Below are 13,733 nucleotides of genomic sequence, written 5' to 3' on the forward strand. Positions count from 1 at the left end.
AATAGCGTGCCTTATACACTTAATGTATGGTAGATTGTAGCGTGCAGGGTCTAAATAGATTATTAACCTTTTTATTGTTAACCTTTTAAAATAAATCTGAATGATCGATAATTACCATTGACTAAACAATTTTCATCTTATTGCTTTTTGATTTAGATAGTCTAACCAAATTAGCGCTTTAGAAATGAAGCGGTCTGTTTCGTGTCGTCTAATGGCCGCATTACTATTATTTAATTGTATAATAATCAATCAATTAACTAAATTTATGAAGAAGTATTGTGTGAGAAAACAAACAACAACCTATTCAATTTGGGTAGTCTTGTTTTTATTTTCTATTTTTTTAGTTTCGCCGGCGATTCATGTTAAAGCAGCGGCGTTTTATCCACAAGAACAATCGCAGAATCAACAGCGGGTAAAGGGTAAAGTAACGGATGAGGGCGGAGATGTTGTCGCTGGGGCAACAATTTCGATTAAAGGAAGCACACGGGGGGTAATGACCGACGAGTCCGGTGATTTCGTATTGGATGATATCCCACTCAATACGGTATTGGTTGCTACGTTCCTCGGAATGATTCCGGAGGAAGTCGTCTATACCGGACAGGCAACGTTGAATATCGTGCTCAGATTCCAATCGAGTGAATTGGATGAAGTAACAATCGTTGCCTTTGGTAAACAAAAGAAGGAAAGCGTACTGGGTTCGATTACGACAATCAAGCCAAGCGAGTTAAAAGTGCCAAGCAGTAACCTGACCACCGCTTTTGCCGGCCGTGTTGCAGGTTTGATTTCCTTTCAGCAAAGCGGCGAGCCGGGAAGGGATAATGCAAGCTTCTTTATACGGGGTATTACCACTTTTGGGGCGGACGCAAAGAGAGATCCGTTGATCCTTATTGACGGGGTAGAGCTTACAACCGAAGATTTGGCCCGTCTTAACACAGACGATATCGCTAGTTTTTCGATCATGAAAGATGCTACGGCAACTGCACTGTACGGGGCTCGCGGAGCCAATGGTGTTATTGCCGTTACAACCAAGGAAGGAACGGAAGGGAAAGTCCAGATCAATGTCCGGGCCGAAAATTCATTCTCTTCCCCAACGAAACGGATCGATGTTGCCGATCCCGTTACCTTTATGCGCATGCACAACGAGGCCATTAAAACACGCGATCCGTTGGGTATACCCATTTATTCACAGGAGAAAGTCATCATGACCGAGCGCGGGCTTTACCCGGATATTTTTCCGGCTACCGACTGGTACGATGCGATGTTTGATGACGTAATATCTAACCAGCGGGTCAACCTGAGTTTAAGTGGAGGGGGTAAAGTAGCTAGGTACTACGTGGCGGCGAACGTGACACAGGACAACGGGAACATGAAAGTCGACAATCGGAATAATTTCAATTCGAACATTAGCCTGACAAAGTATGCTGCCCGCTCCAATGTGAATGTGAATGTGACCAACACAACGGAATTGATACTTCGCCTGAACGTGACTTTTGACGAATATATAGGGCCGATAGACGGTGGTACGCAAATGTACAATAAGGTGATGCAGGCAAACCCTGTACTTTTTAAGCCTTACTACGAGCCTGACGAACAGTTTACCTATGCCAAACATATCCTGTTCGGAAACTATGGAAATGCCGGATATACCAATCCTTATGCAGAATCATTGAAAGGGTACAGGGATTACAGCAAAAACCAGGCATTAACGCAATTTGAACTCAAACAGGATTTGTCTGGGGTAACCCAAGGACTGAGTGCACGGGCGTTGTTTAACATGAACCGCTATTCGGAATATACGGTAGATAGGCAATATTTCCCTTTTTATTATGATATGCAATCATACAGTTTGGCAGATCAAAGCTATAAATTGCAGCGATTGAATCCCGCCGGTGGTACCGAATACATCAATTATATCCCCGGCCAACGATACATCAACACCGTGTTTTACTTGGAAAGTGCGGTCGATTATAACAGAACATTCAACGACGTTCACAGCTTGGGGGGATTGTTGGTTTACACCATGAGAAGTCAAAAACAGGGTATTTCCGACAACCTGCAACTATCGCTGCCTAGTCGGAACATGGGTGTTTCCGGACGCTTAACCTATAATTATGATTCCAGGTATTTTGCCGAATTTAATTTTGGGTATAACGGATCCGAACGCTTTTCGGCGAACAACCGTTGGGGATTTTTTCCCTCCGCAGGCTTTGCGTGGATGATATCCAACGAGCGTTTCTTCGAACCGATGACCAACGTCTTCAGCCAACTGAAGCTTAAAGGTACTTACGGATTGGTAGGCAACGACGGCATTGGAAGTGGCTACGACCGCTTCTACTATTTGTCAGAAGTAAACATGGATGCAGGACGGGCGGTTAACTGGGGAACCCAACTGAATTATAATCCGCTGGGCATAAGTATCTCCCGATATGCTAACGATAGAATTGGTTGGGAAACAGCGTATAAATCGAATGTCGGGCTTGAGGCAACTACAGTTTTCGGTCTATCTACAACGATTGAATTTTTTAAGGAGCGGAGGGAAAACATCCTGCTGAACCGGGTTATTCCGGCAACGATGGGAATTATCCCTGATGTGAAAGCCAATTTGGGCAAAGCCGAAGGAAAAGGGGTCGATGTGGAATTGAACTATGAAAAAATCGTGAGCCCGGACTTCTGGTTCACCGGGCGAGGAACCTTCACCTATGCCACAAGCAAAGCCATAGAATGGGAAGAACCCGACTATTCGGCAACGCCGTGGTTATCGAAAATCGGGCAACCCTTGAGTCAACAATGGGGGTTTGTAGCGGAACGCCTCTTTGTAGACGACGAAGAGGTTGAAAATTCGCCCACGCAATTCGGTTCGTATATGGCCGGGGATATTAAGTATAAAGATATCAATAGCGATGGGCAAATCACCGATTTGGATAAAGTCCCGATTGGTTTTCCGACGACTCCGGAAATCAATTATGGGTTCGGTCTCTCCGTGGGTTATAAATCCGTTGACGTGTCGTTTTTCTTCCAAGGCTCAGCTCGTCAATCCTTTTGGGTTGATTTAAAGAAAACAACGCCGTTCCTGGATGGTAACTCGGGAATATCGGGAGAAGATGACGGCTTAATCGGGCATAACGCGATTATACAGGCCTTTGCAGATAGTTATTGGTCGGAAAGCAACCGCGATGTATACGCGTTGTGGCCACGGCTTGCCAACTACGAGATTGAAAATAACCGGCAACAAAGTACTTGGTATATGCAGGATGCGACTTTTCTACGCCTGAAATCCGCAGAGATCGGTTATACGCTACCTACAACACTAACGGAGAGATTCTTTGTGCGAAACCTCCGGGTGTATGCCAGTGGAACCAACTTGATGTCGTGGAGTGGATTTAAATTGTGGGATCCGGAAATGGCCGGAAATGGATTAGGATATCCTGTACAACGCGTATTCAACCTCGGATTGACCGTAAATTTATAACAAGCATGGAACGTAACATGAAATCAACATTGAAAAAATATATATGCTCGTTAGTCGTACTAACAACGATTTGCTCCTGCAATTACCTGGATGTGGTACCGGATAACATTGCAACGTTGGATAATGCCTTTTCTGATCGATACACAACAGAAAAATATTTAGCAACGTGTTATTGGGGAATGCCAAAATCCGCAGGTTGGAATGAAAACCCGGGTATTTTCGGCGCATTGGAAATGTGCTTCAATAAAGAAGGACAGACATCCGGGGGCATGCAATTTGGCCTCGGGGCAAATAGTGCAACATCTAATCGGATAGATTATTGGGGTGGGAAAGGTGATATGATCCGTTCGTTATACGCCGGGATAAGGGAATGTAACACGTTCCTGGAAAATGTGGGTGGTGTACAGGATCTGAATCAATATGAAAAGGAACGGATGATTGCGGAAGTAAAGCTGATCAAAGCATACATGCATTTCTACCTCATCACATTCTATGGGCCGATAACGCCGTTGAAAGAAAGCCTTCCGGTCAATGAATCGACAACCGGGGTACGGGTGACGCGCCAGAACGTAGACGACTGTTTTGCGTATACCTTGGAATTGATCGATGAAGTGATCGCTAGCGATGCGCTGCCCCTGTTTATACAGGCTACATCGACCCAACTCGGACGGTTTACAAAATCAGCTGCTTATATGCTGAAAGCAAAAGCACTGGTATACTGGGCCAGCCCGTTGTTCAATGGAAATACCGACTACAATAGCTTCCTTGACGAAAATGGCGAACCTTTCTTCAATCAAGTTTATGATGCCACCAGATGGGATCTCGCGGCAGAGGCGTGTAGAGAGGCTATTGAAATATGCGAACAATCGGGAATACGTCTTTACCAAATGGAAGACTACATTACGTCCAAACCGATATCGGATACCACCAGGCTTGTAAATACATTGCGTAGCAGTGTCAGCGAGCGATGGAATGTGGAGTTGATTTGGGGCAACTCTTCTTACCCGGTAAATTCAGGGTTACAATCCCCGGCATTACCCCGGTTCGAGCAAGGAACATCTTCGTCTTCGAGCGGTAGGATGAGCGTGAGTTTAGCCACGGTTGAAGAGTTCTATTCTAAAAACGGTGTACCCATCGACGAAGATATCGAGTATGATTATACAAACCGTTACAATATACGGGTAGGGGATGACGAACATGCACGGGTAATCCAAAAGGGAGAGCAAACGGCGGCATTAAATTTTGACCGGGAGCCCCGTTTCTATTCTACGTTGGGGTTCGATCGCGGAAAATGGTGGGGTAATTCCTATCGTAATGAACCTGAAAATGATTTGGATGCATTATACCCCCGAAACCGGTTTGGTGAATTTTCTTCGGTATTTAACCCGGGAGATTACAATGCAACCGGATATTGGCCTAAAAAACTGGTCTCCATGAACACGCAATTCAGGGACGCAAATAGTGTTTCTTATGAAACATTCCCGTTCCCCGATATGCGCCTAGCCGATTTGTATCTCTTTTACGCCGAAGCGTTGAATGAAAGTAAAGCAGCCCCGGATGCGGAAGTGTATAAATATATTGACTTGGTTAGGGAAAGAGCCGGCCTGGAAGGGGTCGTGGAAAGTTGGCAGCAGTATTCCAACAATCCAGGCAAGCCGACCACGAAAAACGGAATGCGCCAGATTATACAACAAGAACGGAAAATTGAGTTGGCTTGTGAAGGCCATTACTATTGGGATAGTCATCGGTGGAAAACAGCAGTACGCGAGCAGAACCGTCTGATCCAGGGATGGAATGTGTCGGCCAGTGACGTTAATGAATACTATACGGTCACTACGCTTTACGTACAGAAGTTTACATACAGAGATTATTTTGCACCGATACCGGAATATGATCTCGTCAATAACCCGCTCCTTGTTCAAAACCCAGGATGGTAGATTTTTTTCACGAATTTCTAAAGAAACCGACAATGAAACGGATAAATTTAGTGCTATTTTCAGTATTGATTTTATGGTCATGTGCTGAGAAGGATTTGGAACCGATCAGCTCTAGCTTAGGAAAACCCGGTGTGATAACCGATGTATCGGTAGAAGCGACACCCGGAGGAGCAATCGTCACCTATCGTATACCCAACTCCGAGGATATTCTGGGTGTGAAAGCCGTTTACACCATTTCCAATGGAAGTAAGCAGGAGGTATCATCTTCTTTTTATGACAATAAAATAGCCATCGTTGGGTTTGATGATATGTTGGAGCATACGGCCGACGTTTACGTGTTCAATCGGGCATTGGAGCTGTCAGACCCGGTGAAGGTAACCTTTACCCCCTTGGAGTCCCCGCTTAGTAAAGTGAGGAAGAGCATGAATATTGTCAATGACTTCGGCGGTGCCCAATTTCAGTGGTCAAATGAACTGAAAGCACCGGTTGTTTTTGAATTCCTCGCGGCCGACTCTACCGGTCAGATGGTTACTAGCCGGATCGCATCATCCGAAGCTGAGACGATGATGCAATCCATACGTGGATTCGCATCAGAACCGCGAAAGTTTGCGGTAATCGTCAGTGACCAATTCGGGAACTATACCGATACGATCACAGAGACCATTGTGCCGTTATTTGAAGAGGAAATTCCCAAAACAGGGATGTCCATCATGAAACTCGGCAGCGATGCCAGTTTCACAAACTGGGAGGGGATGGATAATTTCCTAATTGACAATGATCGGGATAATTTTGGCCATTCCGCGAACTCCTCCATTCCGGCGCCTTTTACAATCGACTTGGGAGTCGAGGCGAAGCTTAGCCGAGTAGTGATGTTTCAGCGATTTTTTAGTGGCCTTTACTATAACTGGGGCAATCCGAAAGAGTTTGAAGTCTATGTTTCAGCGACTAAGCCTGCACAGAATGGCGATTGGGCCGGGTGGACCAAGATCATGGATTGTGAGATAATCAAACCATCAGGACTCCCCATAACTAACTCTAGCGATGAGGATATTGCCTTGGCGCAAGAGGGACACGAGTTCGCATTTCCGTTGGATTTACCCCCGGCGCGCTACATCCGGATAAATATATTGTCTACATGGGGAGGAACGACATTCACTCACCCTGCAGAAATCGACGTGTTTGGCGAAGTACAGTAATAAGAAGAAACTAAAATCAAGAAAGAATGAAACAATCATATAGTATACTCCTGCTTTCCCTGGCTGTTCTCGTGACGTCCTGCGAAAGCTTTATGGATATCCATGAAGAATATGTCAAAAATGGAGAAACAATCTATGCGCCGAAGGTGGACTCCGTACAATTCATCGCCGGTAAAGGCCGTGTTCAGTTCGCATTTTGGTTAGAAAATGCGCCGAATGTGAAAAGCGTCGATTTGTATTGGAATGCCATGTCGGACTCGTTAATCACTACCGTTTCTCCAACAACTGGTTTGGATAGCTTCTATGTGGATGTGCCTGATTTGCCGGAAGGTGCTTATACCTTTGAAGTGAAAACGACGGATAATTTCGGGCACAAATCATTATATCTCACAGGCTTTGGTAACTCGTATGGCGAATTTTTTCAAAGCTCGCTAATCAACAGAAGGGTAAGGGGCGTTGATTTAGCAGAAAGCGGCGGTATTATTGAATGGTTCGGTGCGATAGATGGTATGACATGGACAGATATCAGATATACGATGACCAATGGCGAAACAAATACGGTAAGATTGAAGCCGGGCGAGCAGCGCATTGTCTGTCCTAATGCGAAAGCTGGAACAAGTTTCCAATTCTCATCGTCTTTCATCCCAGAGGAATTTGCGATCGATACATTTTCTACAGATTGGGAACAATATGACGGAAATTTCCCTTCGATATACAAATACGACCGGGGTTCGTGGAGCGTATTGGAAGTTTCTGATGAGACCGCTAGCGACGGCGGCGGTAAGAACACGTTGCTAGATGACAACCTAGGTACGTATTGGCATTCACAATGGGATGGGGGAAATCAGCCTCTTCCACATTGGGCTATTATCGATATGACCTCGCCCAAGAAGATTACTAAAATAGATACATATAGGCGACCTGGAAATGGAGATGCAAAAACAATCCGATACTTTGTTGGGCCAGATCCTGATGCCGATGCAACCACATGGACAGAAATCGGGGAAGCGGAATTTGTTTCAGGGAGAGATAATATCGAAATATCGATAAGCAATTCATCTTCTACGCTAACGGGCCGTTATCTGAAATTGGTATTACCTGATAGTAATCGGGATCCGTTTACTAGCATCGCCGAGATTTATGTCTACGGAGACTGATAGGGGTACGCGGGGAAACAGTAACATAAGCATTGCATAGTTAAAATGCCTCCTCGGAGGCATTTTTTGTTTTCGCTTATCCATAAATCATTCAATTTTTTGTGAGCGATGCACCGTCGGGCATAAATCCGGTGTAATTCCAGACTCAATATCATCCACCTGTCAACAATTGGGTAACTCCTTTCAAACACCGCTGGAATTTGCTATTATTACGGAAAATCAAAAAACTATGGCAACCATAACATTCAAAGGTACAGCAGTACATACCGCCGGCTCGCTTCCGGCTGTTGGGAGCAAAGCTCCGGATTTTAAATTGATAGCTGGCGACTTATCCACGAAGTCGCTGGGCGATTACCAAGGTAAAAAAGTGATCCTCAACATTTTCCCTAGCCTCGATACGGGCACATGTGCGGCATCCGTACGGACGTTTAACCAAAAAGCTGCCGGATTGGACAACACGGTGGTGCTTTGTATTTCAAGGGACCTGCCATTCGCCCAGGGGCGGTTCTGTGCAGCGGAAGGCATCAGCAACGTGGAAACCTTGTCGGAATTTAGGGACAGCAATTTCTCGGATACCTACCAATTGAAGATGACCGACGGACCCCTCGGTGGTCTACTAAGCCGTGCGGTAGTAGTTATCGATGAAGACGGCACCGTTAAATACACGGAGCAAGTTGCGGAGGTAACCAACGAACCCAAATACGACGAAGCGTTGGCCGCACTGGCGTAAATCCTGTTAGCGTGTTCGCCCACTATTCGCACGGTACCGGTTGAAAGACTTGGCCCGCTTCAAAATCAATGGCGCCGCGGTCCGTAAACCGGTACGTGTTTCCGACCGGTTTGCGGTCGCCAATCCCGCGTATCAGATTGGCCCCGCGCTTGAGAAACGCCTCCTCCGTGCGGTTTTGGGTGCCCTCGGCTTGGAAATCATAAACAACCAATAGCGTGTCCCCATGGAGTCGGCCCTCAACCGTGCCTTGGCTACCGTCTATCTGATAGTTTTCGAAATGTAGTGTGCCCGAAGCACTGTCGTTTGTTACCGTGATGCTGAAGCGCACCGAATCCCGTTCGCGTGTATAAAGATAACAGGAAGTCACCACTACCGGAATTACGGTGCCCTGTGATAGGGTGTCGCCCTGTGAACCGTTTTGGCCTTGAGATGATGATGACGGCCCTTGGCAGGAACCACCGGTTAGTAGGACAATCGCACCAAACATACCGATTACCACCCGCCACTGATGTTGTAAGCTCATACTAACCAAGTGGCAAATTCCGTGCAGAAAATCCAGTTTATCAAAAAAACCGCTAGGAGACTAGCGCCATGCTTTATAACGGTTGATCAGCCCGTTGGTCGAAGCGTCGTGCGTAGATACGGGTTCGTCGTTCCGCAGTTCGGGCAAAATCTTTCCAGCAAGCTGTTTGCCGAGTTCCACGCCCCATTGGTCGAAGCTGAAGATATTCCAGATGATGCCCTGCACGAAAATCTTGTGTTCATAGAGGGCGATCAATGACCCCAGCGTGAAAGGGGTGATTTTCTTGAGGAGGAACGAGTTGCTGGGCCGGTTGCCTTCGAACACCTTAAACGTTTTGAGGCGGGCAATTTCCCCGTCCGACTTGCCGGATGCTTTTAGTTCGGCAATAACCTCCGTTTCATCCTTGCCATTCATCAAAGCCTCCGTCTGAGCAAAGAAATTGGATAGTAGCAGCGTATGGTGCTCGCCGATAGGGTTGTGGCTTTGTGCAGGTGCAATGAAGTCGCACGGAATCAGCTTGGTGCCCTGGTGGATAAGCTGATAAAAGGCATGCTGGCCGTTAGTGCCCGGCTCGCCCCAGATGATAGGGCCGGTTTGGTAATCCACCGGATTGCCTTCGCGGTCCACATATTTGCCGTTGCTTTCCATATCGCCTTGCTGGAAATAGGCCGCAAACCGATGTAGGTACTGGTCGTAAGGGAGGATAGCCTGTGTTTCGGCGTCGAAGAAATTGTTATACCACACGCCCAGCAGCGCCATGATAACTGGAATATTTTCCTCGAACGGCGTTTCGCGGAAATGGGTATCGCTCGCATAGGCTCCTTGGAGCAGCTGCTCGAAGTTGTCATAGCCGATACTAAGTACGATGGAAAGTCCGATAGCGCTCCAAAGCGAATACCGGCCGCCTACCCAGTCCCAAAACTCGAACATGTTCTGCGTATCGATACCGAACTCGGTCACGGCCTTGGCGTTGGTAGAGAGGGCTACGAAGTGCTTGGCAACGGCATCTTGAGCGGCACCACTGTCGAGCAGCCACTGCCGTGCGGTATGCGCATTGGTCATGGTCTCTTGTGTGGTGAAGGTCTTGGATGCAATGAGGAACAAGGTGGTTGCTGGGTCCACTTTTTTAAGTGTCTCGGCGATGTGGGTGCCATCCACGTTGGACACGAAATGGATGTTCAGGCGGTTCTTGTAAGGCTTTAATGCTTCGGTGACCATCACCGGACCGAGGTCGGAGCCACCGATTCCGATATTGACCACATCGGTGATGGATTTGCCGGTATGGCCTTTCCAGTCGCCGTTGATGATCCGCTCGGAAAACTCACGCATCTTGCTTAATACGGCTTTCACATCGGGCATTACATCCTGGCCGTCTACCAGCACCGGGCTATTGCCTTGATGCCGCAAGGCGGTGTGGAGTACGGCACGCCCCTCCGTTTCGTTAATGGCATCGCCAGCGAACATTGCGTTGACGGCATCTTCCAGCCGGCATTCACGGGCCAATTGCAGGAGCAATGCTTTTGTGGTGTCGTCGATGCGATTTTTGGAGTAGTCGAACAAGATGTCGCCAAAATTGATCGAAAACTTGCCAAACCGGTCGTTATCTGCTACGAAGAGTTCCGCGAGGTGCTTCGGCGCGATATCGATGTAATGATTGCTGAGGTATTTGTATGCCTGTGTTGCTGTGAAATTGATACGGGGTAACATATGTGTTTTTTTAGATTATTCTTTGTTGGAATCCACCACGAGCCGTTGATCACGATTGGCGATTTCCCATGCGGTATGGAACACCAATCGGGCCCGTTTGGCAAGCATTTCGAAGTTGATTTTATCCACGGTATCTGCGGGCGTGTGGTAATCGGGGTGGAGGCCACTGAAGTAGAAAATCACCGGAATGCCGTGCTTTGCAAAGTTATACTGATCTGACCGGTAGTAGATGCGCATGGGGTCTTTGGGGTCATCATACATGTAATCTAGCTCCATGTGGGTGTAGTCGGCGTTGGCATTTTCATTGATAACCTTCAATTCGGAGCTCAACTTGTCCGATCCGATCGTATGCACATAGTTGTGGTTACCGCGGAGGTGCTTGTCGTCAATGCGGCCGATCATATCGGTGTTGAGGTTGACCACGGTATTCTCCAAGGGGAATACCGGATGACGTGAGTAGTAGTTGGAACCCAGTAGTCCTTTTTCTTCGGCGGTCACGGTCATGAAGAGGATGCTACGCCGGGGGCTATGCCCTTCGGCTTTCGCTTTCGTGAAAGCGCGTGCAAGTTCCAATATACCCGTCGTACCCGACCCATTGTCGTCCGCACCGAAAAATATCGTTCCGTTCTGGTTGCCCTCATGGTCGTAGTGCGCGGTAAGGACGAGCAGCTCGTCCTTGAGGTCGGTGCCCTCAAGATAGCCTAATACGTTGGCCGAGGTAAACGGCTCGGTGACCGAACCGAACGTCGTTTTCAACCGGACTTTATAGGTTTTACTTTGGCTCTTTTGTGTTTCGTCGATATGTTTGGCCAGCTTGCCAACAGAGGTTTTGGCACGTGCCAACAGCAGGTCGGCCATTTCGGGACTGATGTTGGCCACGGATGTGCGGGCTGCGGCAGGGCCGTTGTCGGTGCCTTCATCCAACGCGATGCGGGGCTGGGTCAGCCGGTTTCCGACACGCTCAAGTGTTTCTTTCACCGAGCCGGACACGGCGAGGATAAGCTTTGGGTTTCTCGACGTGATGTTCTGGAGCCGCTTGGTACGTGAGGTCACCCATTCCGATTCGGTATCGGTTCCGGTAATCAGGGAATTGCCCTGTGCATTCTTGGGCTCTCCATCGCTAAGCACCAATACAACCTTGTCGCTGATGTCGATTCCTTTCAGGTCGTCATAGTTGGTTTCACTGATGCCGTACCCAATGAAAACAATCTCCCTGGTATCGATGGTGGTTGTGGGTCCGCTGCCTACGAAATAAAAATCGCGGCCGTGAACGAATGGTTTGCCGTCGATCGTGAACTCACTGACATCAAACTTTGTGCGTATCAATTTGACCGGCTGGAAGTATGAACCGTCGACAGGGGCGGCCAGGCCCAACCGTTTAAATTCATCAGCAATGTATTCCGCGGCTTTCTCGCCCCCGGGTTCTCCCGTTCCCCGTCCTTCGAATTCGGCCGAAGCGAGGATGGATAGGTGTGCTTTGGCCGTTTCCGGCGTTATCTCCGCAGCGTATTTCAGCTGCACTGGATCTTGGGCCATGATGCATCCGCAAAAGGCCGGAATGAGGAATAAAGATAATAATTGTTTCATCGTGCTTTTTTTTAGATGTGAGACACTAGACAACAGGCATTATACCATTAACCATTGATAATTAACAACTCATTTTATTCACCCGATTGGCGTGCCGGCCACCTTCGAAATCGGTGGTGAGGAATTGATTGATAATGGCCTTTGCCAGCTCCACATCAATGAAACGGGCGGGTATACATACCACATTCGCATCGTTGTGTTGCCGGGCAAGGGAAGCCAGTTCTTCTTCCCAGCAGATGGCGGCACGGATACCTTGATGTTTGTTGGCGGTGATGGCCACACCGTTGGCACTGCCGCATATCAGTATGCCCCAGTCAAATTCGCCGCTTTCCACTGCCGTAGCTACAGGGTGGGCGAAGTCGGGGTAATCGACCGAATCGGAGTTATGGGTGCCGAAGTCTTTTACGGTATAGCCCGCATGTTCCAGAAAAGCCAACAGCTCGGTCTTGTATGTAAAACCAGCATGGTCTCCTCCAATGGCGATGGTACATGGCATAGTCATGGTTAATCTTATTGTTTTTCCGTTGTCTGTTTTTCGTCTCCGTTATAAAAGCCCAAATCGGTCTTCATACGCCGCCTGTGCACCCGTGAAGCAACGATGATACTCAGCTCGTAGAGTAAAAACATCGGAAAGCTAACCGTAAGCATCGTGATGATATCGGGTGTTGGCGTTATGATGGCTGCAATAATAAGGATTACAACCACCGCATATTGGCGCGACTTCCGCATAAACTGGGGGGTCATGATCCCCAATTTCGAAAGGATGAAAACGATAATGGGCAATTCGAACACGATTCCGCATCCCAAGGTCAGGGTCGCTACGAAAGACAGGTAATTATCGATGGTGATTGTATTGGATATTTCCCCACTGATGGAATAATTAGCCAGGAAATTCATGGCCAGCGGTACGACAATGTAGTATCCGAACAACACCCCTAAGACAAATAGGAAACTTGCATAGAATACGAAGCCGCTGGCCGATTTCCGCTCGATGTCGGTCAGTGCAGGCTTCACGAAGAGCCATACTTCATACAGCAGGTAGGGGACGCCCAGCATCACTGCGATAATCAAAGAGGAGTTGATCTGCAGGATGAACTGCCCCGCCATTTGGGTGTTGATGATAGTGCCCGGTACTTCGGTTACACAGAATCCTGGGGTATTGAGCCAGTCAGCAATCTTGCACATCATCCGGTACGTCCAGAAATTAGCGTCTTTGGGTCCCATGATGATGTCGTCAAAGATGAAGTCGTAGAAGGAAAATGCGACAATCATGAAGATCACTATTGCGATAGCCGATCGGATCAGGTGCCAGCGCAGTACTTCGAGATGATCGAAGAACGACATCTCGGCTTCGAGGTTTTTGCCTTTTTGTTTGATACTCTCGATCAGTTTCTTTCCGGATATTTTACTCATAGCAATCAGTAGCA

10 protein-coding genes are annotated in these 13,733 nt (G+C 47.7%); 5 read left to right on the forward strand and 5 right to left on the reverse strand.

The genetic code is table 11. The features are described from left to right. The first annotated feature begins 265 nt into the window (after positions 1-265). The 5 genes from ACEVG1_RS15365 to tpx all read left to right on the forward strand — a co-directional run bounded on the left by ACEVG1_RS15365 (position 266) and on the right by tpx (position 8,489). A complete protein-coding gene (locus ACEVG1_RS15365; RefSeq protein ID WP_353124327.1) occupies positions 266-3,469 on the forward strand; it encodes a TonB-dependent receptor in 3,204 nt (1,067 codons plus the stop codon). A gap of 179 nt (positions 3,470-3,648) precedes the next feature. Then, on the forward strand, positions 3,649-5,406 hold the full coding sequence (locus ACEVG1_RS15370; protein WP_374744608.1) for a RagB/SusD family nutrient uptake outer membrane protein: 1,758 nt from the start codon (positions 3,649-3,651) through the stop codon (positions 5,404-5,406). A gap of 32 nt (positions 5,407-5,438) precedes the next feature. Then, positions 5,439-6,602, forward strand: coding sequence for a DUF5000 domain-containing lipoprotein (locus ACEVG1_RS15375; protein WP_374744609.1), 1,164 nt, complete (start codon positions 5,439-5,441; stop codon positions 6,600-6,602). Positions 6,603-6,628: 26 nt separating this feature from the next. Next, on the forward strand, positions 6,629-7,759 hold the full coding sequence (locus ACEVG1_RS15380) for a DUF4998 domain-containing protein (protein ID WP_353124324.1): 1,131 nt from the start codon (positions 6,629-6,631) through the stop codon (positions 7,757-7,759). Between the two features lie 229 nt (positions 7,760-7,988). Beyond that, the gene (tpx, locus tag ACEVG1_RS15385; RefSeq protein WP_353124323.1) at positions 7,989-8,489 is read left to right on the forward strand and encodes a thiol peroxidase; all 501 of its coding nucleotides are present in this window, start codon (positions 7,989-7,991) and stop codon (positions 8,487-8,489) included. Positions 8,490-8,511: 22 nt separating this feature from the next. Here tpx and ACEVG1_RS15390 read toward each other — a convergent pair whose 3' ends face one another. The 5 genes from ACEVG1_RS15390 to tatC form a co-directional block, all read right to left on the reverse strand. Continuing rightward, positions 8,512-9,012, reverse strand: a complete 501-nt coding sequence (locus tag ACEVG1_RS15390; RefSeq protein WP_353124322.1) for a hypothetical protein — start codon at positions 9,010-9,012, stop codon at positions 8,512-8,514. Between the two features lie 60 nt (positions 9,013-9,072). Further along, a complete protein-coding gene (gene pgi / locus ACEVG1_RS15395) occupies positions 9,073-10,719 on the reverse strand; it encodes a glucose-6-phosphate isomerase (protein WP_353124321.1) in 1,647 nt (548 codons plus the stop codon). 15 nt (positions 10,720-10,734) lie between these two features. Then, positions 10,735-12,306, reverse strand: a complete 1,572-nt coding sequence (locus ACEVG1_RS15400) for a M28 family peptidase (RefSeq protein WP_353124320.1) — start codon at positions 12,304-12,306, stop codon at positions 10,735-10,737. Between the two features lie 61 nt (positions 12,307-12,367). Further along, a complete protein-coding gene (rpiB, locus tag ACEVG1_RS15405; RefSeq protein WP_353124319.1) occupies positions 12,368-12,808 on the reverse strand; it encodes a ribose 5-phosphate isomerase B in 441 nt (146 codons plus the stop codon). Positions 12,809-12,816: 8 nt separating this feature from the next. Beyond that, complete coding sequence (gene tatC, locus ACEVG1_RS15410) at positions 12,817-13,719, reverse strand: twin-arginine translocase subunit TatC (protein WP_353124318.1); 903 nt, start codon at positions 13,717-13,719, stop codon at positions 12,817-12,819. Positions 13,720-13,733 lie beyond the last annotated feature (14 nt).

The organism is Parapedobacter sp. 2B3 (assembly GCF_041925275.1).
GTDB classification, from domain to species: Bacteria; Bacteroidota; Bacteroidia; order Sphingobacteriales; family Sphingobacteriaceae; genus Parapedobacter; species Parapedobacter pyrenivorans_A.

Excerpts from the sequence above, each read along its gene's own strand:
- tatC (WP_353124318.1), bottom strand. The coding sequence starts at position 13,719 with ATGAGTAAAATATCCGGAAAGAAACTGATCGAGAGTATCAAACAAAAA.
- pgi (WP_353124321.1), bottom strand. The coding sequence starts at position 10,719 with ATGTTACCCCGTATCAATTTCACAGCAACACAGGCATACAAATACCTC.
- ACEVG1_RS15400 (WP_353124320.1), bottom strand. The coding sequence starts at position 12,306 with ATGAAACAATTATTATCTTTATTCCTCATTCCGGCCTTTTGCGGATGC.
- ACEVG1_RS15390 (WP_353124322.1), bottom strand. The coding sequence starts at position 9,012 with ATGAGCTTACAACATCAGTGGCGGGTGGTAATCGGTATGTTTGGTGCG.
- ACEVG1_RS15375 (WP_374744609.1), top strand. The coding sequence starts at position 5,439 with ATGAAACGGATAAATTTAGTGCTATTTTCAGTATTGATTTTATGGTCA.
- tpx (WP_353124323.1), top strand. The coding sequence starts at position 7,989 with ATGGCAACCATAACATTCAAAGGTACAGCAGTACATACCGCCGGCTCG.
- ACEVG1_RS15370 (WP_374744608.1), top strand. The coding sequence starts at position 3,649 with ATGCCAAAATCCGCAGGTTGGAATGAAAACCCGGGTATTTTCGGCGCA.
- rpiB (WP_353124319.1), bottom strand. The coding sequence starts at position 12,808 with ATGACTATGCCATGTACCATCGCCATTGGAGGAGACCATGCTGGTTTT.
- ACEVG1_RS15380 (WP_353124324.1), top strand. The coding sequence starts at position 6,629 with ATGAAACAATCATATAGTATACTCCTGCTTTCCCTGGCTGTTCTCGTG.
- ACEVG1_RS15365 (WP_353124327.1), top strand. The coding sequence starts at position 266 with ATGAAGAAGTATTGTGTGAGAAAACAAACAACAACCTATTCAATTTGG.